Source organism: Iodobacter sp. CM08 (assembly GCF_033446605.1).
GTDB lineage: Bacteria > Pseudomonadota > Gammaproteobacteria > Burkholderiales > Chitinibacteraceae > Iodobacter.
The window spans coordinates 42727-66037 of record NZ_JAWQUO010000024.1 but is presented as its reverse complement, the minus strand read 5'-3'; the positions used below and the strand labels follow the sequence as shown (position 1 = coordinate 66037).

The 23311-nt window shown below is 48.2% G+C and carries 24 protein-coding genes; 8 read left to right on the top strand and 16 right to left on the bottom strand.

Annotated features, from left to right (window positions below; genetic code table 11):
- Positions 1-754 precede the first annotated feature (754 nt).
- The gene (locus R6242_RS14680) at positions 755-2092 is read left to right on the top strand and encodes a Fic family protein (protein ID WP_318428107.1); all 1338 of its coding nucleotides are present in this window, start codon (positions 755-757) and stop codon (positions 2090-2092) included.
- A 191-nt stretch (positions 2093-2283) separates the two neighbouring features.
- On the opposite strand, the gene prmB is transcribed toward R6242_RS14680, so the two are convergent.
- Entirely contained in the window at positions 2284-3192 is a 909-nt protein-coding gene (gene prmB, locus R6242_RS14675; protein ID WP_318428106.1) for a 50S ribosomal protein L3 N(5)-glutamine methyltransferase, read from the bottom strand.
- A gap of 154 nt (positions 3193-3346) precedes the next feature.
- Between prmB and R6242_RS14670 the strand changes: the two genes are divergently transcribed.
- The 3 genes from R6242_RS14670 (at position 3347) to dapA (ending at position 6332) form a co-directional block, all read left to right on the top strand.
- Positions 3347-4711 (top strand): DEAD/DEAH box helicase, encoded by a 1365-nt coding sequence (locus tag R6242_RS14670; RefSeq protein ID WP_318428104.1) that lies wholly within the window; start codon positions 3347-3349, stop codon positions 4709-4711.
- Positions 4712-4717: 6 nt separating this feature from the next.
- The gene (locus tag R6242_RS14665) at positions 4718-5179 is read left to right on the top strand and encodes a YiiD C-terminal domain-containing protein (protein ID WP_318428102.1); all 462 of its coding nucleotides are present in this window, start codon (positions 4718-4720) and stop codon (positions 5177-5179) included.
- 277 nt (positions 5180-5456) lie between these two features.
- The gene (dapA, locus tag R6242_RS14660; protein ID WP_318428101.1) at positions 5457-6332 is read left to right on the top strand and encodes a 4-hydroxy-tetrahydrodipicolinate synthase; all 876 of its coding nucleotides are present in this window, start codon (positions 5457-5459) and stop codon (positions 6330-6332) included.
- 86 nt (positions 6333-6418) lie between these two features.
- On the opposite strand, the gene R6242_RS14655 is transcribed toward dapA, so the two are convergent.
- The 10 genes from R6242_RS14655 to R6242_RS14615 all read right to left on the bottom strand — a co-directional run bounded on the left by R6242_RS14655 (position 6419) and on the right by R6242_RS14615 (position 13410).
- Complete coding sequence (locus R6242_RS14655; protein WP_318428099.1) at positions 6419-7177, bottom strand: transporter substrate-binding domain-containing protein; 759 nt, start codon at positions 7175-7177, stop codon at positions 6419-6421.
- A 252-nt stretch (positions 7178-7429) separates the two neighbouring features.
- Positions 7430-7891, bottom strand: coding sequence for a DoxX family protein (locus R6242_RS14650; protein ID WP_318428097.1), 462 nt, complete (start codon positions 7889-7891; stop codon positions 7430-7432).
- A 25-nt stretch (positions 7892-7916) separates the two neighbouring features.
- Entirely contained in the window at positions 7917-8633 is a 717-nt protein-coding gene (locus R6242_RS14645) for a DNA-binding domain-containing protein (protein ID WP_318428095.1), read from the bottom strand.
- Positions 8630-9460: a DUF692 domain-containing protein gene (locus tag R6242_RS14640; RefSeq protein ID WP_318428093.1), complete on the bottom strand. Its 831-nt coding sequence runs from the start codon at positions 9458-9460 to the stop codon at positions 8630-8632. The genes R6242_RS14645 and R6242_RS14640 overlap by 4 nt, the downstream gene beginning before the upstream one ends.
- Positions 9461-9472: 12 nt before the next feature.
- Positions 9473-9742 carry a DUF2282 domain-containing protein gene (locus R6242_RS14635; RefSeq protein ID WP_318428091.1) on the bottom strand — a complete coding sequence of 90 codons (270 nt, stop codon included), beginning with the start codon at positions 9740-9742 and terminating at the stop codon, positions 9473-9475.
- A gap of 102 nt (positions 9743-9844) precedes the next feature.
- Positions 9845-10021, bottom strand: a complete 177-nt coding sequence (locus R6242_RS14630; protein ID WP_318428088.1) for a zf-HC2 domain-containing protein — start codon at positions 10019-10021, stop codon at positions 9845-9847.
- Positions 10018-10584: a sigma-70 family RNA polymerase sigma factor gene (locus R6242_RS14625; RefSeq protein ID WP_318428086.1), complete on the bottom strand. Its 567-nt coding sequence runs from the start codon at positions 10582-10584 to the stop codon at positions 10018-10020. The genes R6242_RS14630 and R6242_RS14625 overlap by 4 nt, the downstream gene beginning before the upstream one ends.
- 180 nt (positions 10585-10764) lie before the next feature.
- A complete protein-coding gene (locus tag R6242_RS22305) occupies positions 10765-10905 on the bottom strand; it encodes a TfoX/Sxy family DNA transformation protein (protein WP_412100243.1) in 141 nt (46 codons plus the stop codon).
- A 312-nt stretch (positions 10906-11217) separates the two neighbouring features.
- Complete coding sequence (locus R6242_RS14620; protein ID WP_318428083.1) at positions 11218-12063, bottom strand: 23S rRNA (adenine(2030)-N(6))-methyltransferase RlmJ; 846 nt, start codon at positions 12061-12063, stop codon at positions 11218-11220.
- Between the two features lie 186 nt (positions 12064-12249).
- Entirely contained in the window at positions 12250-13410 is a 1161-nt protein-coding gene (locus R6242_RS14615) for a glycosyltransferase (protein WP_318428081.1), read from the bottom strand.
- A gap of 70 nt (positions 13411-13480) precedes the next feature.
- Between R6242_RS14615 and R6242_RS14610 the strand changes: the two genes are divergently transcribed.
- Positions 13481-13639: a hypothetical protein gene (locus tag R6242_RS14610; protein ID WP_318428079.1), complete on the top strand. Its 159-nt coding sequence runs from the start codon at positions 13481-13483 to the stop codon at positions 13637-13639.
- A 49-nt stretch (positions 13640-13688) separates the two neighbouring features.
- Here R6242_RS14610 and R6242_RS14605 read toward each other — a convergent pair whose 3' ends face one another.
- Both R6242_RS14605 and R6242_RS14600 read right to left on the bottom strand, forming a co-directional pair.
- Positions 13689-14717 (bottom strand): glycosyltransferase family 2 protein, encoded by a 1029-nt coding sequence (locus R6242_RS14605; protein WP_318428077.1) that lies wholly within the window; start codon positions 14715-14717, stop codon positions 13689-13691.
- Complete coding sequence (locus R6242_RS14600) at positions 14714-16006, bottom strand: oligosaccharide flippase family protein (protein WP_318428074.1); 1293 nt, start codon at positions 16004-16006, stop codon at positions 14714-14716. Before R6242_RS14600 ends, R6242_RS14605 begins: the two co-directional genes overlap by 4 nt.
- Positions 16007-16250: 244 nt before the next feature.
- Here R6242_RS14600 and R6242_RS14595 point away from each other — a divergent pair, with 244 nt between their 5' ends.
- The 3 genes from R6242_RS14595 (at position 16251) to R6242_RS14585 (ending at position 18965) form a co-directional block, all read left to right on the top strand.
- Positions 16251-16757, top strand: a complete 507-nt coding sequence (locus R6242_RS14595) for a DUF6622 family protein (RefSeq protein WP_318428072.1) — start codon at positions 16251-16253, stop codon at positions 16755-16757.
- A 97-nt stretch (positions 16758-16854) separates the two neighbouring features.
- Complete coding sequence (locus R6242_RS14590) at positions 16855-17223, top strand: DUF2306 domain-containing protein (protein WP_318428070.1); 369 nt, start codon at positions 16855-16857, stop codon at positions 17221-17223.
- 50 nt (positions 17224-17273) lie between these two features.
- Positions 17274-18965 carry a DUF2813 domain-containing protein gene (locus R6242_RS14585; RefSeq protein WP_318428067.1) on the top strand — a complete coding sequence of 564 codons (1692 nt, stop codon included), beginning with the start codon at positions 17274-17276 and terminating at the stop codon, positions 18963-18965.
- Positions 18966-19054: 89 nt separating this feature from the next.
- Here R6242_RS14585 and R6242_RS14580 read toward each other — a convergent pair whose 3' ends face one another.
- From R6242_RS14580 to lptG, 3 genes are all read right to left on the bottom strand, one after another.
- A complete protein-coding gene (locus R6242_RS14580; RefSeq protein WP_318428066.1) occupies positions 19055-20809 on the bottom strand; it encodes a response regulator in 1755 nt (584 codons plus the stop codon).
- 216 nt (positions 20810-21025) lie between these two features.
- Complete coding sequence (gene galE, locus R6242_RS14575) at positions 21026-22036, bottom strand: UDP-glucose 4-epimerase GalE (protein WP_318428063.1); 1011 nt, start codon at positions 22034-22036, stop codon at positions 21026-21028.
- A gap of 194 nt (positions 22037-22230) precedes the next feature.
- Positions 22231-23310: an LPS export ABC transporter permease LptG gene (gene lptG / locus R6242_RS14570; RefSeq protein ID WP_318428061.1), complete on the bottom strand. Its 1080-nt coding sequence runs from the start codon at positions 23308-23310 to the stop codon at positions 22231-22233.
- Position 23311 lies beyond the last annotated feature (1 nt).

Genomic DNA, 23311 nt, shown 5'->3' with positions numbered 1-23311 from the left:
ATTGGGGTTGTAAGTAACCAAAAACAATAAAGAAAATTCAACGAATTAAACAATTTTCAATATCTGTAATCTAGCTTTTATCTCGAATCGTTGCACAGGGCTTAATGCTCCCCTTGAAGCACGCCGAGCGAGGAATAAGCGGCCTGGGGTTTCGGAAAAGGGGTAGCGAGGCAGCGAGCGCGCAGCCTTTTTTGCCAGGCCGATTATCCGCAGGGAGGGGCTTTCGTGCTTCGTGGGGCGGCTTTCTTTGCTTACTTTCTTGGCCGTTCAAGAAAGTGAGTCCCCTGCGGGGGATACCCGCACCAAAATCAACGTGCCGAAGGCACTTATAAATAATGGCACGAAGCCAATTTCAAAGACAAATCCCCCTCAATCCCTAATGCCGTTCACTTAAGGTGTTGTTTTTGCTTCCCCCCTTTGACAAAGGGGGAAGCTGCAGCTCTGAAGTGTTACCTGTAGTTGTGTAGATGCTTGAACGGCCAGAAATCAAAGACTTCGCGAAGATTCCGCACCAAAATCAACGTGCCGTAGGCACTGAAATTGTTCCTCCTATGCAGAGCATTCAAAACCTCTGGATCCCCGATAAAAACATTCGGGGATGACGTGTTTTTTGTGGGTTTTGGTGCGGTGTTTGTTTTGCAGAACAAAGCCGCTAATTAAGAAATGGTTTGAGCGCGACCACCGCGCTCTATTGACTTCCCCCTTCAGCCTGTCATGATCTCTTTTATTAACGCAAATTTATGGATTTGAGATTGTGGCTAAGCCTAAGGTAGAGAGAGCGCCTACATTTGAGCTGGGGAGTATGGATTTTCCGCAGATTCAGAAGTATTTACCGCTGTATGATTTAACCGATAGCCAAGGGCGCTATCTGCATTGGAATCAACTAAAATGGCGGGTTCCTAGGGATGAAGCGCAAAACATTTGGTTTGCGATTAAATTTCAACGCTTTATGCAGCTTAAAGAAATTGATTTAAAAGACGAGCAGGGCGAGTCTTTTAGCTATTGCACGCCTAATTCCATTGAGGCGCGTTTGCACCAGGTGATTAAAACTGCGGGCGGCACGGTGGGGATTGTGGCTGGGGCTGCGGCATCGATGCAGATTCAGGCCAAATTTTTGGTGTCGTCCTTGATTATGGAAGAGGCAATTAGCAGCGCTCAATTAGAAGGCGCGGCAACGACGCGTGAAGTGGCGAAAAAAATGCTGGAGGAAGAAAGGCCACCAGTGAATGAAGATGAAAGAATGATTCTGAATAATTTCTTTTTGCTTAAAAAAGCCGAGAAATCATGCAAAGAATCATTAACCGTTGATTTGATTTTAGAGTTTCATAGAATTGCCACGCTAGGCACCACGGAAAACAATGTGGTGCCAGGCCAATTTAGGGATGCAGATGATATTTATGTGGAAGACGGTAATGGTGGCATTGCCCATCAGCCACCCAAATACCATTTAATTCCTGAGCGGCTACAAATGCTCTGTGATTTTGCCAATAATGACCATTCTGGCGTTAATGGCCGTGATTTTATTGCGCCGGTGGTTAAAGCAATTATTCTGCATTTTATGCTGGGCTTTGAGCATCCATTTAGAGATGGTAATGGCAGAACTGCTAGGGCTTTATTTTATTGGTTTATGCTAAAAAACGAGTACGATTTATTTAAATATATCTCGATCAGTAAACTACTAAAAGACAGCCCTAAGGAATACGGCCTAGCTTATTTGTATACTGAAACAGATCAAAATGATTTAACTTATTTTATTGATTTTCAACTAGATATTATTATTAAGGCGTTTGATGAGCTGAAAAAATATTTAGAAGAAAAAACCGATGAGTTTTATCAAGTTGTGGCGATGCTAGAGAAATCAAAATTTAGCCCGCTGCTTAATTTTGTGCAAAAAGATGTGATTAAAAAGGCCAATAAATCACCAGGGCGTTATTTCTCGGTCAAAGAAATTGCTAGCGATTATGGTATTGCAGATAATTCTGCCCGCACTTATTTAAATAAATTAGCAGAATATAAACTGCTCTTGCCTACTAAAGATGGCAGAACCACCTTATATATTGCGCCATCTGATTTATTGCAGCGATTGGTGTAGTAACGATGTAAAAATTAGGGTGGATATGCTTCACTCAATCCTATCAACTTGGGCACTCCATGTAGGGTGGGCAAGGTGGTTTATCTTGCCCACGCGGATGCACACAGCGTGGGCAAAAAACGCGCCCACCCTACACATTCTACAAGCCTTTAAGTTGACAGGGTTGAGGCTTCACCCACCCTAATGAGCCATTACATCCCAGCTTCAACCAGCATTTCGCGCGTCAGCAAGAATACAAAGCCATCGCCACTTTCGGTTTCTAGCCATACAAAGGGCAGCTCTGGGTAGCTGGCTTCTAGCTCATCACGGTTGTGACCGATTTCTACTACTAATACGCCAAGCGGATTCAGGAAGCGGGTGGCTTCTTCTAGAATGCGGCGGGTAATGTCTAGGCCGTCCTCGCCACTGCCCAGCGCCATTTCTGGCTCGTGCAGGTATTCTGGGGGCAGCTCTTCTACCGAATGCGCGTCTACATAGGGTGGATTAGAGATGATCAGATCGTATAGCTCGCCTTCTACCGCGCTAAAGAGATCCGAATCCATCAGATCAATACGCTCGCCTAGGCTGTATTCCAGCACGTTGATTTCTGCCACATCGAGCGCGTCTGGGGATAAATCCAGCGCATCAATAGCGGCATCGGGGAAGGCATCGGCCATCACGATGGCTAAGCAGCCGGAGCCGGTGCACAGATCCATAGCGCGGTGGATTAGCTCTGGGTATTCAATCCACGGTGTTAAGCCGCCGGCTCGGATAATCTCGGCAATAAATGAGCGCGGCACGATGGTGCGCTCGTCTACAAAAAATTTATATTCGCCCAGCCACGCTTCTTTAGTGAGGTAGGCGGCGGGTTTGCGGGTTTCTACGCGTTGCTTAAGAATATCGAGCACTTGGGCTAGCTCTTCTGGCAAGAGCTTGGCGTCGTACATTGGCTCTAGGCGATCTAGTGGCAATTTAAGCGTGGATAAGATTAAATAGGCGGCTTCGTCCCAAGCATTATCGGTGCCGTGGCCGTAAAACAGCTCGGCAGCGTTGAAACGGCTGACCGCAAAGCGATGTAAGTCGCGCACGGTGCTTAAATATTGAGAAGCGTGATCAAACATGGCTTTATCTCGTCAGGTTTAAAATGGCGCTAGTTTAACTGATTGGCGGGCTGGCAGCCTGCTTAGCTGCGGGCCCTTTGTCAGCTAGGGTATGCAGAGAGGCTGGCTTCGTGTAAATTGGAACGTTGTTCTTAATTTTCGGAAAGAAACACGCATGACATTCGCATCGCTCGGGCTGGCTCCGGAAGTGCTCAAGGCAGTCGCCGAGCAAGGTTATGAACACCCCACGCTGATTCAAGCGCAGGCCATCCCTGTTATTCTGTCTGGGCGCGACGTGCTAGGAGCCGCACAAACAGGCACGGGTAAAACCGCCGCGTTCACCTTGCCGATTTTAACGAAGATCGCTAAGCACGCTAGCACCAGCGCATCTCCTGCCCGCCACCCGATCCGTGTATTGATTTTAACGCCAACGCGTGAGCTGGCCGATCAGGTTTCCGAAAGCGTTACCACTTACAGTAAATACATGTCGATACGCAGCCATGTGGTATTTGGCGGCATGGATATCAAGGCGCAGATTCCTAAGTTACGTGAAGGCGTAGAGATTTTAGTCGCCACGCCAGGGCGCTTGCTGGATCATATTCAGCAAAAATCGGTGAATTTATCCCAAGTAGAAATCCTGATTCTGGATGAAGCCGATCGCATGTTGGATATGGGCTTTATTCTGGATATCCGCAAGATTTTTGAGCTGTGCACAACGCGCAAGCAAACGTTATTGTTCTCTGCAACTTTTGCCCCAGAGATCAAAAAGCTAGCCGAAGACTTTATGCACGACCCTGAAGTGATTGAAGTGGCGCGCCAAAATTCTGCCAATGAATCGGTGAAGCAAGAGCTGCATCCGGTAGAAAACAGCCGTAAAAAAGCCCTCGTTGCCCATTTAATCCGCACGCATAATATGAGCCAAGTGATTGTATTTTGCCGCACTAAAATTGGCGCAGAGCAATTAGGCCGTGAGCTAAAACGCGCAGGTTTTTCTGCCGAAGCGATTCATGGCGATCGCACTCAGCAATCCCGCTTAGAAACGCTGGCGGCATTTAAAGATGGCAGCTTAAAAGTATTAGTTGCCACCGATGTGGCCGCGCGTGGCTTGGATATTAACGAGCTGCCCTTTGTGATTAACTTTGAGCTGCCAACAAATCCAGAAGACTACGTACACCGCATTGGCCGTACTGGCCGTGCAGGCGCTACGGGCATCGCGATTTCTTTGGTGGCACCAGAAGAAGAGAAAGCTTACCTTGGCATTCAAAAAATGCTTAAGCGTGATCTACCTTTGATTCCGGTACCGGGGTTTTCTCCTGGCACTACGCCATTAGAAGTGGCTCCTGCACCGCGCCGCGAGCGCGTGCCAGTGCCTGTTGCGCCTGCGGTTGCCGCTTTAACTCGCAACCCTAATGCCGCACCAAGTAGCCGTGCTCGCGCACAAAGCTATGACAGCATGCCAGATGCGCCTTTATCTAAGCTAAAGCGCGCACCGCAAATTGCGGCACTGTTCTTACCGCCTAAGTATCAAGTGGCAAATTAAAGCGATATGAATGATTTTTCCCAGCACTGGACTACACGGCTTAATGAGGGTTTTCCCCTTTTAAAAGCCATGCAGGTCCAGTTACTGGGGGATCAATCATGCTGGCAGTTGTTCGCCCCTTATGGCCCCAATCAAAATGATCATCACAGCGCTTTTGGCGGCAGCATCAGTACGCTGGCCACGATTGCAGGCTGGCTGTGGGTGTCTGATTTAGCGGGGCCAAAATTTGAGGTGGTGATTCAAAGCGGCAGCACGGACTTTTTAAGCCCCTTGCAGCAAGATTTGTTTGCCCGCGTTTGCCCACCAGATACCACTGCGGTACAGCGTTTTAAGCGTACCTTGCAGCGTAAAGGACGGGCCAGAATCGCTTTAGCGGTTACGGTAGGTGATGGGCAGGGTGGGATTGCGGCACACGGTTTAGTGCGCAATATGTGGCCGCTCATGCTTAAGATCGTCTTGCCGCATTAAAATAATTAAAGTACATTAAGCCTTCCCCCATTCTTATTGCTAATGTAATGATGATGCCAAGCCCCGTACGCTATCCAACAACAGCCCTGCTGTTGAGTGCGCACGCGCCTTGCACCGTTGGCAATAATAAACCGAAGAAACCGCGGTCCCTCTGACGGAGCAGCCTTCCCGTCAGACGCGACAGCTGACGGGAATATCTGGCTTGATCACACCTATTCCTTGAATGCTGTAAGTCTGTTGGCAAGGCCCCTGAGGCTGGCGTAAACAGGAGTAAAGCATGGTTCAGTTTGAAGGCATTTGGGTACCAATGGTCACCCCCTTTTTAGATGGGCAGGTGGATTTTGCTAGCGCGGCGCGTTTGGCTCAGCATTTGCAGCTGCAGGGTGTAGATGGCTTGATTATTAGCGCCACCACGGGTGAAGCAGCCACATTAAGCACTGCCGAGCAGCATCAGCTGCTGGATACCGTCATAGCGGCAGTGGGCCCAAATTATCCTATTGCATTTGGTATTAGCGGCAATAACACGGCAGAAGTCGTGAAAGCGGTGCAAGCGGTAAATAATAAACCAATTGCGGCGCTGCTGATTTCTGCGCCCTATTATGTGCGGCCATCGCAGCAGGGTATTTTGCAGCATTTTAATGCCATTGCTGCCGCTAGCCAGCATCCAATTATGATTTACAATATTCCCTATCGCACCGGCGTGAATATCGATCCGCAAACGATTAAAGCTTTGAGCACTAATCCCCAATTTGTGGCGATTAAAGAAAGTGCCAGTGGCAATATCGAGCAAATTTATCAGCTCATTAATGAAACTCCCTTAAAATTTTTAAGCGGTGAAGATCATCTTATTTTTAGCTGTTGCTGTCTCGGTGGGCATGGTGCCATTTCTGCTGCTGCGCATATTCGGCCTGATTTATTTAAAAAAATGCAGCAGCATATTCAAGCTGGTAATTTAGCTGCCGCTAGAAAAATTGACCAACAATTACGCCCATTGATTAAGCTACTTTTTGTCGAGCCTAATCCTGCTCCGGTTAAAGCGGTTTTAGCTATGCAAGGTTTAATTCATGAAGAATTACGTTTGCCAATGACGGCGGTATCGGCGGCAACTAAAGCGCAGCTAGCGCTTTTGCTTGAAGAGATTATGGCGATTTAACTTATAGCCGTTGACGTTTGATTCACGATTGCGCGCAAGCTGTTAATCAAACCCTTAAAAGCCGAAATCTGCGCGTTTGTTTCGGCTTATTTTTGAGGCAGCCATTTGGCTTTTATTTGTTTTATTTTTTCATTATCACTAATGGCTTTATAGCCCTCTTCAAATTTCTTTAATGCCCATAAGCCTTTGGGATGATGCAGACTAAAACCAATAAATACATCTTGTTTGCTGCTAAAAAAAGTGGTTTCAACTTGGCTGGCAACGCCGGCATTTTCGGCCCAATACTGCGGAGTTTGTATTTCGTTGGCCATCACTAAGGCCGCATTAAGGCTGCCATGAGCGAGTTGTTTTAAATTGATTTGCTCGCTTTTACCTTGCACAAAAATAATGCCGCGTTTAGGTAATTGACTTGCACTTGGTGGATATTCATAGCCATTTACTACGCCAATTTTCAAGCCTACGCTTAATTCGGCTTCACTTTTAGCGTTTAGCGGGTGGGTTTTATTTTGAAAATAAATGGGCGTAACGGTATAGAGTGGCACCTTAGGAAATTTAATTTTACCAGCCATCGCAGGCTCCCAAGCCATATTAAAACAAGCGATGGCTTTGGCATCTAGCACCATGTTTTTGCAGCGGGAGTACGGTACTACTTTGAGCTTTGCATCGATACCCACCGCAGCAAAGGCGGCAACAACCAAATCATTGGCGTAGCCCGTGCCATTGGCTCTGGAGAAAGGTTCTGCAGCATTTTCAACGAGAATCTCTAGTGGCGTAGCTAAGCTGTGCGCGCTGCCGATTAAGCCTACTGCAGCAATAACAAGTAAGTGCCATTGTGTTGCTTGCATGATTTTGTCCTCACCACTCTTGGCTTTAAATCTAGACAAAAATGCAGTGCAAAGCCACTGAACAAGCAGCTTTAACAGACTAGCGCTGTGTTATTTTTGGTAAAAAATAATGACAAGTTAAAGAGGCATTATTTTAGCTTTGGGGAAATACTGATTTATTCAGTTTCGTCATTCTTGGGTAGGTGGGAATCCAATGTTTGCGCTGGATCCCCGATTAAGCCATTCGGGGATGACGATTTAATCAGAGCGCCCTTAGCTATTTAAGCAATAGCGCCGATTTAAGTATTCATCTACCGACCATTTTCCTGCGCCATATATCGCCAATACCATGAGTAATACTCCCCATAGATAATGATCTTTAAGTGCAATAGGCAGTAAGGCAGGATATGAAATGACTGCAACGGCATTAAGTATAAATAGCCCTGCTGCAGCAAATCGCCCTAGCGTGCCGCTAATTAATAACAGCGGCAGCAATAGCTCACCACCCGTACCCATGATTGCGGCTATTTCTGGTGGAATAATAGGAACTTGGTATTCAAAATTAAATAAAAATAAAGTGCCGTCCCAATTACGGATTTTAGTTAGGCCAGACATAAAAAACACCTGTGCTAGATAAATGCGTAAGCCTAAGTTAAAGAGCGGTGCGATATGGGCAAGACATAGTTTTTCAGCGCAGCGATAGCTGCCGTAGAGCTGGCATAGTTGTTTTTTCATTTGAATCACCTTTGATAAAAGAGGTTTATCTGTGTATTTGGTAAACCAAGCCACGGTTAAATAACTGGGCCAAGATGGGACTGCTGTCATCATGGCTAGCCAGCATCGCCGTTTCGATACAATCGCCCGCCAATAAGTGCTCTAAAAATAGCGCATCGCTGCTTGATATAGTTTGCCAATGATCCCGCCATACCCAAGCTTGCTCACCACCTGATTGCAGGTCTGCGGGGCTTTCGCCGTGGTGCATCATTAAAATTTGGTAAATCGGCCATGATGCGGATCGAATGACGGCACAGGCTGGATGCAATAGCAGTTTTAATTGCCCAAATTGCTCAGGTGTATAGGATTGCAATTGGCTGATATCGATTGGGGCCAGATCAATGCTGTAATGCGCTTGGTGAATTGCCCAATCTAATCTGGCCACATCGCTTAAATAGGGCAGATCGGCCACGTGGGGGAAAACGCTTAAAAAAGCCGGAAAATCAACGCCATCGTCATGCAAATTGCCTGATGTTGCCGACGTTTCGGCGATATATTCGCTCGCCAAGGCTGTAAAGAATTCACCGCCTACTAATTGCACGATAGTAGGATAGCTGCTGGCTAAATTAGCACTACGATTAGCTAATACATTATTGCGATAAACATCTAAATAGGGCTGGCTTTGGACCGTAATAATGCTGGGTAGATAATGAGGCTGTTTAAAGATTTGGCTGAAATTTTTTAATGCATTAGCGTAGTTCATACTAATGCCTCTAGCGATTGTTTGGCGATTTGGCCTTGCAACACGCCGTATTCATCAAGCAAGCCCGCCAGCGATGGCAGATTGGTATCGCGTTCAAGCAGTACGGGTTTGGGGCCGGTTAGTTTAAGCGCGTCTTCCAGTAGTTTCCAAACCGCATTGCAAACCGGCGCACCATGGGTATCAATCACTAGGCCATCGCAGTATTCAAAGCCCGCCACGTGGATTTCGGCAACGCGGTGTAGCGGCAAGCGTGCCAGCTCGGCTCTAGCATCAATGCCATGGTTAAGCTGATTGACGTGCATATTATTCACGTCTAGCAATAGGCCGCAGCCAGTGCGCGCTACTAGCTCGGCTAATAGCTCGGCCTCGCTGAGCATTTCATCGCTAAAGGCGATATAGCTGGAGACATTTTCTAGCAAGATAATGCGCTTTAAGCGGCTTTGTACCTGATCGATATGGCTGCAGAGGGTGTCGATCACACCGGCATAGCGCGGCACGGGTAAGAGATCATTAAACCAAACATCACCAAAGCGATTCCATGCTAAATGCTCTGAAATAGCGGCGGGAGCAATGCGCTCGGCAAGCTCTGCTAGTTGCTGTAAATGGCGCTCATCGGGGGGCTCGGCATTGCCCAGCCCAAGCCCTACGCCATGTAGGCTGATGGGATAATCTTGGCGAATTTTTTCTAAAGTGGCAGGGGCTGCACCGCCGCCAAAATAGTTTTCGCTATGGACTTCCCACCAAGCCACCTTGGGGCGAGTGGCAAGAACTTCGGCTAAGTGTGGGGACCGAAGCCCAAGGCCAGCTTGGATGGGAAGCGTGGTCATGATGCTGATTCCTTAAGCCTTAGGTGCCATCAAGGAGCCTTGCATTTTTTCACAAGTGCCTTTTTTAACGGCTTTCCATTCGCTCTTATCCATGTCTTTTGTGCTCATGCCGGCACAAGCATGGCTATTGCCAGCGCAATCGTTTTGGCCCGCTTTGGCGACGCCGTAGCATTTTTCCATTTTCTTCATTTCTTCGGCACTGGGCGAAGCGCTAGCGGTATTGATGGCGGCGCAGCCAATCACGGCGGCAAGGGCGGAAGATAGCATCAGGGAAGTTTTCATCGGTATAGCTCCAAGTGATTTATGAGAGGGCTGTTTGAGCACCTGCATACTCAGTCGTTCAGACGCGTAACTTATGACAAAAAATATTTTTATGAGGCGGATTTACTCCCAATGCGCTGGGGCTCTGGCCGCTTCACGCATAAAGTGTAGTTGGCGATTGAAATTTCGGCAGTTATTGCAAAGCATTAAATGCAGGCGCAAGCGGCTGCGTTGGCTCAAGGTGAGTGGGCCATCTTGCTGGGCGGATAATAAAATGGATGCTTGGCGGCAATTCATCATGGTGTGTTTCCAAACCAGTTTTTTTCTAAGCAAAGACGTAAGCTCATGCGGGCACGATAAAGCATGGCAGAACAATTAGTCGCGGTAATCTCTAGCTGCTGACAAATGTGTTCAATTTCTAAACCCAACTCTTCACGCATGGCAAATACCATAGCAGTACGGCGGGGCATCAACTGGCTGCAGCGGCTGTAGGTGGCCCAAAATTGCTTGTCTTCTAAGCTGGCTTCGGGCTTTTCCCAGCGCCGTGGCGCGTCGCTGCCCCAGTGGCCGGTTTTATTAAATAACACATCAAAATCGCTATTATCATCCTCACCATCCACCGCTGCGATTAGCAGAGGGTCGCGGTAAATTCGGCGTTGAGTATCAATAATCTTGAATTTTAAGATGCCGGTTAGCCAGGTTTTTAAAGACGATTGGCCAGAAAATGAATCGGGTTTTTCTAGTGCTGCCAGCAGCGTTTCCTGCACGACATCCTCGGCGCTGCTGCTGTGTTGCAGCTGAAATAGTGCAAAGCGGTAAAGGTAATCGCGAAGGGGCTCTAGGTCTGTTATGCAAATGGCCATGGTGCTCTGCGTGGTAAGTGTTGCTGGTTTGAGTATATATGGCTTTGTTCTGGATATAAAACAAATGAGAATTATTATTATTTGTGATCTTGTATATTCAGCTGCTGCTGGCTCTCTATAACAAGCAGCAGGCTGGTTTTATACCCTTAGGCAACAGCGTCTTCTAGTGAGTAAAGCAGCTTAAGGCGTTGTTTTTTTAATCTGTAGAAATATTTTGATTGCACCTAAATCTAGCATCTCTTGAACAGAAGTGATCCCCGCTGCTGCCAGCATGGCTTCAGATTTGGGGCCTAGATTGGCAAGAGTGCTGATTTTTGGCATCGGGTAGGGTTAGATTTTAGTTGATATGCGGCAAATGATTGCATGGCATCCATGGCTCGTAGGGCGGGTTGCACCCAATCCTATCAACTTAAGAGCACTGTTGATCGTTAAGCCTTAAGCGATCAACGTAGATCTATCTATTGCACGCATTGAAGCATCGTAGGGCGGGTGAAACCCGCGTATTTATTCAACATCACTTGCGGGTTTCACCCGCCCTACGAATGGCATATTGCTTAAGTTGATAGGATGGGGGTTGCACCCAGCCCACGAATTATTATGATGGAGATAGGCCTAAAGCTACCCAAGCCACCCTTAAGCCGTTTTCTCTTCCAGAATATATTTAGCGCCCTTGTCTTGCCCTAATACTTTTACTAGATAGGGCATGGTTTCTCTTAGGGTTTGGGCCAAAGTCCACGGTGGGTTAAGGATAAACATGCCGCTGCCGTGCATGCCAAAGCCATCCGCAGAAGGGCTTTGCACCGATAGCGCCACGTGCAGCCAGCTATTTACTCCCAGTTTTTTTAGCTCTTCGGGCAAGAGCTTAGCTTCTGCACGTTGCAATTGTGGATACCAAATGGCGTAAGTGCCGGTGGCAAAGCGGCCGAGCGCCTCGTGCAGCATATCAATCACGTAGTCGTAATCATTTTTGTCTTCATAAGGCGGATCAATCAGCGTGACACCACGGCGGGGTGGTGGTGGTAACACGGCTTTAATCCCTGCAAAACCATCCCCAGCAATCACTGCCACGCGGCGGCCTGATTCGGCAAAGTTAGCCTGCAATAGTTTGCTATCTGAGCTGTGCAGCTCAAATAAACGCAATCTGTCGGTAGGGCGCAGGATTTGATCGGCCACATAGGGTGAGCCAGGATAAAGCGTGAGCTTGCCATCGGGATTAAGTGCTCGCACTACATCTACATATTCGGCGATGGATTCAGGCAGATCGTCACGATTCCACAGCCTAGCAATGCCGCTTTCAAACTCGGCATTTTTAGTGGCGTAGCCCTCACGCAGCGAGTAAACCCCCGCGCCGGAATGCGTGTCGATATACCAGTAGGATTTATCTTTCTGATTAAAGTAAGACAAAATTTGCGTTTGGATATAGTGCTTAAGCACATCGGCATGATTGCCGGCATGAAAAGCGTGGCGGTAGCTGAGCATATAAATCTCTTAGTAGCAGTTAATTTAAATGATGTAGAGCAAACCCACTTCCTGAACCACGGAGGAAAAGGAGGGCACAGAGTGACACGGAGAAATCTATTTTGTGAGTAAACCACTGAGCATGGAGCGGCTTTGCGCAGTGATTTTTTCTCCGTGCTCCTCCGTTTTCTCCTTTTCCTCCGTGGTTCAAGGTTTGGGTTTTGGTGTGATCGTGCTTTGCTCACACAGATCCATCCATTGTTGCAGTATATGGCTGGCGGAGTAGTGTTTTGCGCGCTGTTTTAGCCATGTGGATAATTCTGGGCGTTGCTGGCTAATGATCAGCGTGGCCAGTGCTTCACCGCTGGCGGTGTCAGTTACAAACTCGGCGCGGCGCTGGCCAAATAGCTCGTACACCCCGCCAGCATTGGTCGATGCCACTACCACACCCAAGGGCATGGCTTCTAGCACCACCAGCGGGCAGCCTTCAAAGCTGGAGGTGAGCAGCAGTACATCGGCAGCCGCCAAGTAGCCGCTCACATTGCTTTGATGACCGGCAAAACGAACCTTGCTGGCAAGGCCGCGCTGGTTTGCTTCGCTCTGTAGCCATTCTTGCATCGGGCCATCCCCAACAATGGTTAGCTGGGCCGCTACATTCCGCTGATTCAGGCTGGCTAAAGTATCTAGCCATAAATGCGGTTGCTTCTCGCTGGCGATGCGCCCTACGAAGAGGAGCTGCAATGGTTGGGTGGATAACGATCCGTGGTTTTCGTAGGGTGGACAAAGCGTTTTATCTTGCCCACGCGGATGCACCACAGATGCCAAATCCACAATCCCTTCATCCACAAAATTAGGTAAAACGCGCCAGCCCTCTGTAATGGGCTGCTGCAGCCAGCGCGCTAAAGAATCTCTCGCGTGCTCAGAAACAAAGACTAACTCTTTAAGCCGCCGGTAAATAAACTGGCAGGCACTGCGGTGGATGGGGTTCATGGTGGCAAATTGGTCTAGCTCAAACAGCGGCCCATGCACCCACGCAATAATGCGGGTATTGTTTAAGCCGCGTGTTGCGGCATAAGCCATATACAGCGGCATTAAAAAAGTAGCGGGGATGACGAGATCAGCGCCTTTCATAATTTGCCTAGTGGCCAGCCAGCCAGCCAGCCAAGTCCACGGTTTTTTGCCCTGCCACACGCCGGATAAATCAATGATTTTAGCCGTGCCAGTGCGGGCAGCCCACAGATTACGGCTCCCCCCCAGCATCACAATGCTGACATCCATACCTCGGGCAATCAGCCCTTCCGACACCAGCGCCACACAGCGCTCTACCCCGCCAAGGCCTAGGTCTCTGACTAGAAATACAATTTTCATTAGATCATTAGAGCCTTTTAAAAAGCAGGATAGGGAGAAAACAATAAAACATGCTTATGGTTTCCTGATTATGTCTCTTGCTCAATCTCATTATAAATATCGTAGGGCGGGTGAAACCCGCGTATTTATTCAATATGGTTCGCGGGTTTCACCCGCCCTACGCATTCAAAAACCAAGCCCAGCACTCAAGAAATTTATCTACAAAGAGTTCATTGAGCAAGAGACATAATCAGGTATGGTTTTCTTTGTGGGAACTGTGTTCTTACTGGTCTCTGTGTCTACAGAACGTTGGTTTTTATTTTTTTAATCAGCTGCCAAACGTTATCGCCAATCAAGCAGCGCAGCAGCTGGCGCTTTAGTTTAGGCTGCTCACTGGCAGGCACTGGCAGCGCCTTACTCAAGGAGTGGATTTTAGGCAGTAGCAGCAGATTGCTGCCTGAGCTGCGCTGCAAGCTATCTACCCAGACTTCGCCCAAGATATCGCGGCTGGCTGGCCAAGTGCTGGCTAGCTCCAGATAAAAATCACACATCCAGTCAAATTCTGCACGGGAAAGCGGCCTTGCCGGTTCCGCTAGCTCTACAAAGCGGGCCGCATTTTTTTGCATGGCGGCGGGTAGGGCAAAGCGGGCGTATTTGCTACGGATGATTTGCGCGGTGGCACGCAGCTGGTCTTTTTTACTTTGGGTAATTTGCCCTGCATGGCAGCGATAATCCAGGAGTACTTCTGGCACGGCGGTAAAGCGTGCGCCCACTTCGGCAAGCGTGCACCACAGCGCGTAGTCTTCGGCATGCACGGCGTGGGGCGGGTAAGGATGCGTTTTGAGTAGCGCAGTTCGGGCCATCACGCTGGGGTGGGCAAAGGCGGAGTTAAACAGCAGCATGGCCTTGATTGCGCCATCTGTGCTGGGTGTCATCCACTCGCCGCTTTTGTCGCCAAAAAAACGAATCCAGCTGCCACACACGTCGCTGCCGGTGGCTTGCAAGCGTTGGAGTTGTTTCTCTATACGCTGTGGGTGGCAAATATCATCCGCATCCATGCGGGCAATCCACTCGCCTTTGGCTAAGCTAATGGCCTCGTTTAGTGTGGCAATCAGGCCGCGATTTTCCCGCGTGATAATTACAAAACGCGGGTCTTGCTGGGCGTGCTGCTGTAAGAGCGCCAAAGTGCTGTCGCTAGAGCCATCGTCTACGGCAATACATTCAAAATCTTTAAAACTCTGCTGGCTGATTGAATCCAGTGTGGCTTGTAAATACGCTGCAGAGTTATAGCAGGGCAGCACAAAGCTAACTTTGGGTGCGATGTTCATAGCGGTTTAATCTCTTTATAAATTTTTCTTGCCCGCCACCAAAATGCCAAAACAATAAAGCCTTCCACCGTCAGTACACTTTGCGCCGCACGCAGTGCTGCTTGGGGTGATCCTGGCACCCACCAGCACATTAAAGCCACATTCAGTAAGCCCGCTACCACCAGTACGCGGCTGAAATAGCGCTCAAAGCCGAATACCAGTAGAGTTTGCTGACCATATACCAGCGAGACTGCGCCAAGCAAAATCACCGGCGAGAGCCAGATCATCACGTCTTGTGAGTTACTTAGCGCCAGAAACGCCCGCGATAAACCGAAATCAGCACCAAAGATATGTACAACTAGCGGCGTAAACAGCGGCAAAAACAGCGCCAGCCCCAGCGTCATCGCTAGCCCCACCACACCCTGTATGCGGAAGGCTTTTTTAATCAGTTGCAAGGCGGCGGGTTTATCACTGATGGCTAAGCTGGCAATGCGCGGATAGGTGGCTTGAACCAACGGGCCAATTAAGCCTTGGGCGATATAAACCAGCTTATTGGCGGCAGTAAACAAGCCAACCTGTAAGGGCGCCGAAAACATCCCCAGCAAAACGGTGGTAGAGGTGGTGTAAAGGCTAGTAGAAATCGCGGATAGAAAAAACGGCCAACTGGCGCGTAATGCGTCTTTTAGCTCGTGCCATTGCACCCGCACCCACTGCGGTTTTGCTACGCCAAGGCCAGTAAACCACCACAGTAGCCCCGCCAAAATTTGCGGTGTGGCTTGCAAAATAACTGCCAGCGCCACGTCTTGTGGGCCGCTAACCCACATCAGTAAAAAGCCCAGTGTAGCGGCTCTGGCTAATACCATCAGCCCTGCGGCTAGCTGCAGTTTTTCAAAGCCTTGGAAATACCAGATAGGGAACAGCACCGAGCTAACAATATAAAGCTGGCTCCAGAGAAAAATACTGGAATGCGCTTCCCAACTGCCCAAGGTAAAGGTCAGCACTAAAAGTAGTAGGCTGGATGCAATCATCAGCAGTGTTTTGGCCCAAGTAACCCGCCAGAAAATACGCGCAGCTTTTGCTGGATCATCTTTTGCCTGCGCTACATCGCGCACGGCCGAAAGATTAAAGCCAAAATCAGTCAGTAAAACGCCGTACTGAATCGAGGCAAAGGCAAAGTTCATCACTCCAAAGCCTTCCGTGCCGAGCTGTACTAGCAGAAAGGGAAAGGTGACAAATGACACCAGATAATTTAGCCCCTGCACTAGATACAGGGCAAAAATATTGGATTTAAGGCTGGAATCGAGCGACATAGCGGCGCATGTTAAAAAATGAAGCTCGGATTGTACCGCATCGCAGCTAAGCACTTGACGGGCGATGGCTTATTAACAGTGTGTATCTAGGCTCTTGCTCCTTGCGTAGTCTACGGGAGAGCCTTATCCCATCCTTATCTATGGCGTTTTATCCCATACAACAACACTTTATCGCATTGGTATGTAAGGTTTGATCCATGTTGATATCCTTATGTCATTAATTTTTAAGACAGGAATCAGCAAAATGAATCAGCTACTTGCACACACACCGACTTGGGTTTGGATCGTATTCTCCGTATTAATCCTGATGGGAGTGCGTGGCTTAAAAGATCAGGTTTTACCGCTAGGCAAGGTGGTTTTGTTTCCTTTATTGATGCTGGGTCTTTCAATTAGCGGCATGGTAAATCATTTTAATCAGCCTATTGTTTTGATTTTTTGGCTCTCAGGCATGCTGATTGCCATCGCAATGGTATGGATGATAGGTAAGCCTGATTTGGCACGTTTTAATGCCAGTGATTACACCGTAAGCCTGAAGGGCAGCGGGATGCCTTTGGCGCTGATGATGGGTATTTTCTTAAGCAAATATATCGCCGAAGCCATGATGGCCATGCACCCTGAGCTTGCAACACACACGGCTTTTGCGGTGAGTGTGGCGCTGATTTATGGATTTTTTAACGGCTTTATGTTCCGCACCCTGCTGCGAGTATTGATGCAGCTGCGAGTGCCTTTGGCGGCGATGGTGATTGAGTAAGGAGTCCGCCTTCTATTCAATGTTTTTCTCCGTGACACTACGTGTTCTCTGTGGTTCAAGATTTGGGTTCTTTGCATCACATCACTCTGGTAAAACAATGCAAATCACCATTCATTTATTCTCAGCATTCTGGGTGTTAATTATTGGCGCAATGCAGTTGGCTCGGCCTAAGGGCACGTCTTTACATAAGGCGCTGGGTAGATCTTGGATGCTGGCCATGCTCATTGTGGCGATTTCCTCATTCTGGATAAAAGGATATATCAATTGGTACATGGGTTATGGCCCGATTCATTTGCTATCGATTTGGGTGATTATTTGTGTGTTGGTATCGGTTTATTCTATTCGGCAGGGGCATATTAATAGGCATAAAGATTTTGCCGCTGGCGCTTTTTATGGATCGCTAGGAGCCGGTTTGGCTGCGGTTTTGATGCCTGGCCGAGTATTGCATGTGTTTTTGTTTGGCTAGTCAGACTGATGTTGTGTAGGCTTTCACCAAGCCTGCCACCGGAAGCCACCATGCATCTCTTGCGCTTACAAATCACTAATTTTCGCGGTATTAGCCAGATTGATCTGAGCCTAGAGCGAGAGCGCACTGCGCTGTTTGGTGAGAATAACTGGGGGAAAACCAGTTTGATTACGGCGCTTACTCGTTGCTTAAGCGAGGCGGTGCCGCTAGATGCTTTGTTTACCCATGAAGACTTTCACCGCGTGGCCAATACCCGGGCGACGATTGCACGGCGCTTAAATATCACGCTGTTTTTTTGTGGGGATGGTCTTGCTGCTTTGCCATCCCCAGTATTGACAGATTTAAGCTGGCAGGATGAGGCGGGCTGTACTTGGCTGGCGCTGCGTTTTTCCGCAGAGCGCTATGGCCACGGCGAGGTACGCAGCCACCGCAGCTTTGTAGATAAGGAAGGCGCAGAAAGGCCGCATGCCGATAGTGATGCTCTGGCAGTGTTATTGATTCGCCACCATCCGGTGCTGCGCTTTCGCGATATGCAGCTCACCGATTGGTTGGAGCACCCGCGCCTTGCGCAAAAAAATCGCAGTGATGATCCGCCTCAGCCAGCATCGGCCGCAGTGCGGGCCGTGTTTGAGCGCATCCTGACTTTGCCCCATCAGTTGCACCCACAGGAGCTGACTCAGGGCCTAGATGCGGTTGAAGCTTTTCTTTCTGAACACGCCGAGCTGCTGCAAGCTCCCGTCCCTTTGCAACGGCTTGCTAAACAAATTGCCAGCACGCCGCTTAATTTACGCGATGACGATAGTCTATTAGAAATTGCCGGCAGGGCAGGCTCTAGCCAACGGCGGGTGGCGCTGTTGATGCTACTGGGCGCTTTAATTAATGCCCGTGGCGATTTGCCCCTGCAGCAGGGGGCGCACCCCATTTTATTGATGGAAGACCCAGAAACCCACTTACACCCCATCCAGCTGGCCATGATGTGGGGCTTGATTGAGCAGCTGCCGCTGCAAAAACTGATCACTACCAATCATGGCGATTTGCTGGCAAGTTTTCCCCACCAAGCCTTGCGCCGTTTGGTGCGCCGCCGTCAGCATGTGCACGTTTATCAGGTGGGGGAGCAGGCTTTGTCGGCCAGTGATGCCAGAAAAGTGGCGTTTCATGTGCGGGCAAATCGCGCCAGCAGCATGTTTGCTCGGGTTTGGTTGTTGGTTGAAGGCGAGACGGAATTTTGGCTGATGCCAGAGCTAGCGCGGATTTACGGCGTGAATTTCCCTATGGAGGGCATACGCTGCGTAGAATTTGCCCAAGCAGGGCTCACGCCGCTGATTAAATTTGCCGATCGCTTAGGCATAGTCTGGCACCTGATTGCCGATGGCGATGAGGCCGGCCAGCGCTATATTGCCAAGGCCCGCAGCCTGCTTAACGATAGGCCCGATGCTCTGCATATCACCGCCATTAGTTGCCGCGATATCGAGCATTATCTCTGGGATAACGGCTTTGCCGATACTTACCGCAATGCTGCCAAGCCCCGAGGCCCGCTTAATCATTGGCACCAAGCCGCGATGGACGCCGCGCCCCCTCGCCCCGACGAAGAAATCATCCAACGCGCTCTGCGTTATCACTCCAAGCCCGGTATGGCACTAGAAATTGCCGAAGCCGCAGAAATTGCTGGCGCAGACGCCATCCCGCAAGAATTGCAGCAGATGTTTGATACCTTGCAGCAGCTGGCAAGTTATAGCGAGTAAGTACAGTAAGCTGGGGAACTCTATTTTGTCATAATGCGAGGATGAGTGATTATCTAGATTTTATTGTGTAATGATCTAGCAGCTCACTTTTACCCATGCTCTTCCATTAACTCAAGCATGGCCTGTTTTAATAAAGCAGGGCGTAATGGCTTGGTTAAAAATATATTCATGCCTGCTTCAAGGCATAATTTACGGTCTTCCTCTAGGGCATTGGCGGTCAGCGCCATAATGGGCAGTTGATTAATCGATGGATTGGCGTGGGCGCGAATCTGGCGTGTGGCTTCTAGGCCATCCATTTCCGGCATTTGCATATCCATTAAAATTAAATCTACTTTTTCATTGCTCAGAAAATCTAAGGCAAGCTGGCCATTTTCTGCGCTAAATACGGTATGTCCTTCGTTTTCTAATAAACGCGTTGCCACCAAGCGATTGGTAGGATTATCTTCGGCCAATAGCACCCGTAATTTACGCGGCGGTAGTGGCTCTACTGCTGTTATTGTCTCAATAATTGGTAGATCTGCTTTAGGGCAGCGCAAGGAAAATTGAAATTGCGAGCCACTGGCCAGTTTAGAGGTGGCAATTAAATCCCCTCCCATGGCGCGCACTAAACGCCGTGCAATGGTCAGGCCCAAACCCGTGCCGGTGTATTCTCGGGTAGAGGATCCATCTGCTTGTACAAAAGCATCAAATATATAAGGTAGGCGCTCTGCCGAAATACCAATCCCACTATCAATAACCGCAATATCAATTTGATAGTCTGTGGCTATTTCTTTGACATTAATATGTAAGCTGATTAGCCCTTGCTGGGTAAATTTAACCGCATTGCCTAATAAATTAACCAATACTTGCCGTAAGCGTAGGCCATCGCCAAGCAGGGTAATATCAATATTGCCTTTGTGCTGCAAAACGATATTCAAGCCTTTGCTTTGGGCTGATTGCTTAAACATATTGTGCATTTCATTAATTAAACTGGCTAAATGGATAGGCTGAGCAGATATTTCTAGGCATTCAGCTTCTATTTTAGATAGATCAAGTACATCATTCACCAATGCCAATAATAAATCGGCCGAGGAGCAAATTACATCAACTGTTTCTTTTTGTTTGCTTGATAAAGGGCTTTGCGCTAATAAATGCGCCATGCCTAATATGCCATTCATTGGGGTTCTAATTTCATGGCTAACATTGGCAATAAATTCGCTTTTTGATCGCGTTGCCATTTCGGCTTGATTGCGCATTTTGGCTAAGTCTTCAGCAAGGCGAGTTTGGCCAAGTTCTAGAATTAAGCTTTCTACAATGGTATCGTGATAAGAGCGTGCACTTTTCATGAGTGTAAAAAAGAAAAATAGATTCATCCCACCTAAGAGCATGTCCATTTGTGTTGGCTGGGTGCAGGCATTAATTAAAATGGGCAACACCATTAAGAATGCATAAGCGCGCATTGCAGGAAGCATCGGCCCTAAAATAGGTAAAGAGCCAACAACTAATCCAGAGAAAACAAAAGCAGTAAACATCTTGAGCAAAATGGTGCTGCTGAGCATAAAGTAAGTACCGCCCGCACACCACAGCAAGCCAGTAAGGCATACCCCGATTAAATGAACTCGCCGCCAATAACTAAAATGATGTTGGGCAGCATTTTTTGCATACTGATTAAAAACAGACAGGCGAAATAGCGCTAAAGCACAGGTGGTAAGCCACCACGCCGTTAGAATATAAATTGAATGATCGCTACGATGGGCAAAAAATAAAATGCTAGCAGCAATGATGCCAATCACTTGCCCGCTATGCGCATTGCGGTAGCTAAGGGCAGTAGTGCGCTGTAAGACTGCGGGGTCATTTAAATTCATAGGTCTATTATTTGGATAAGCGTTTAGATGGTGTTGTAAATAATATTTAAGCTGAAACTAGGTGATCGCTTAATGTAACTCATCTATATTATTACACAATGCTTAAGTATGGCGAATGTAGTGTGTGGCAAAGCTAAAGTGTGTGGGCTTTAAGGTATGCTTAGGGCCATAAAAAAAGGCGCATCCAAAGATGCGCCTTTTTTTATTGATATGGCTTTAGTTAAAGCCATTCGGATTTTGGCTTTGCCATTTCCAGCTGTCTTGGCACATATCATCCAAGGTTTTTTCGGCTTGCCAGCCTAATACAGCCAGCGCAGAGGCTGGGTTGGCGTAGCAGGCGGCGATGTCGCCAGCGCGGCGTGGCACAATTTGGTAAGGCACGGTATTGCCAGAGGCTTTTTCAAAGGCTTTTACCATATCTAGCACTGAATAACCTTGGCCTGTGCCTAGGTTAACGGTCACTAGGCCAGGATTTGTGGCTAGTTTTTGCAAGGCTTTTACATGGCCGCGGGCTAGATCAACGACGTGGATGTAATCTCGCACACCGGTGCCGTCTGGTGTGGGGTAATCGTTGCCAAATACCGATAGTTTTTCACGTTTACCTACGGCTACTTGGGCCACAAACGGCATTAGGTTGTTTGGGATGCCCTGCGGGTCTTCACCAATCAGGCCAGAGTGATGCGCGCCAACGGGGTTGAAATAACGCAGTAGGGCAAAGTTCCAGCTGGTATCGGATTTGAAAATATCACGCACAATATCTTCCACCATGAGCTTAGAGCGGCCATAAGGATTGGTGGCCGATAGTGGGAAATCTTCGGTGATGGGTACGGCGTGCGGGTCGCCATATACGGTGGCGCTGCTGGAGAAGACGAGGTTTTTAACCCCTGCTTCAACCATGGCTTCGAGTAGGCGCTGGGTGCCCACCACATTGTTATCGTAATACATAAGCGGTTTTTCAACCGATTCGCCCACGGCTTTTAAACCGGCAAAGTGAATCACGGCGTTAAAGTCATAGCGTTGAAATAGCGCTTTTAAAGCGGCTGCATCGCGCACATCGCCTTCTACAAACTCGGCAGTTTGGCCGGTAATGGTGGCAATCCGGTTTAATACTTCTGGATGAGCATTGTATAAATTATCAAAAATAACCGGTTTAAAGCCCGCTGCTAGCAATTCAATATAAGTGTGCGAGCCAATATAACCCGCGCCACCAGTGAGTAAAACGTACATGGAAAGCTCCTATGGGATAGCTAGGGTGGGCTGATGCCCACGCGTCGATGATAGTGAAGTGATGTTACGCAGTTGTTCTTTTTTTAGTGCTTTCGGCACTTTATTTTTGCTGCGGTCTTTTTGCGATGTCTTTACTGAATGAGCAAAAATTTACTGCGTCATATCAGCTAAGTGCGTTTCTCATCGTCATGATCTTAACGCCGCTCTTGCCGCCATAACATCAATGCCGCAGCGGATAAAAACAGTAGGGTGGGAATCGATACCACTATCGGTGGTGGCCAGCTATATAAATCGCCCAGATAAACCACAATTTGGTTTAAAAAGTGAAATACCAAACCACAGGCAATACCAATAAAAATCCGTACCCCTGCATTACCACTGCGCCTTTGGCTTTGGGCAAAGGGTAGGGCAATCAGCACCATAGATAAACAGGCAAGGGGGTAAAACAGTTTGCCCCACAGCGCTAATTCATAGCGCGATGTTTTTTGCTTATTGCGTTTTAAGTGTTCCACATAGCTCATTAAAGAGGTGGCTGACATTTGCGCGGGCTCTACCAACAGCACGGCTAGCATGGCGGGCGATATCGACGTTTGCCAATTAAATGTTGTGGGTTTACTGAGTACAACGCCTGCGTGTTCGGGTAAAAACTGCGTAATGGTGGCTTTTTGTAGTGTCCAATTACCCTTGCTTTGAAAGCGGCCATTATGGCCTTCAATGATTTTTTCTAGCGTGAGTGTTTGGCCAAATTCGTAAATCCGCGCGTGCACTACGGTTAGATCAGGCAGCATTTCGGCGATATTTACGATTTGCTTGCCGTCTTTAATCCATACCCCGGATCTAAAATCACCCACTAACATCGATTGCGTGGCGGCTAGCCGATGTTGATTGGCCATGCGATTACCCGCAGGAGAAATGTACTCACCTAAAAGCAGAGTCAGCGTGGCATAAAAGGTGCCAATTAAGCACAGCCAAAGTAATAAGCGCCGTAGTGATACGCCAGAAGCGCGCATTACGGTGAGCTCGGATGAACCCGATAAATGTGATAGACCAAAAATGCCGCCAATCAGTACCGCAATCGGCAGTAGCTCGTAAGCATTAGCTGGAGAGCGCAGGGCAACATAAATCAGCGCGTCTTTTAGCCCATAGCCGCCTACGCCTAAATCACCTAATTCGGCGATTAAATCAAAAAAGGTATAGAGGCCTAATAAGCCAATCAGCGCGAATAATATAAATAAGGATAATTCGCGCATTAGATAACGAGACAATTGGCTCATA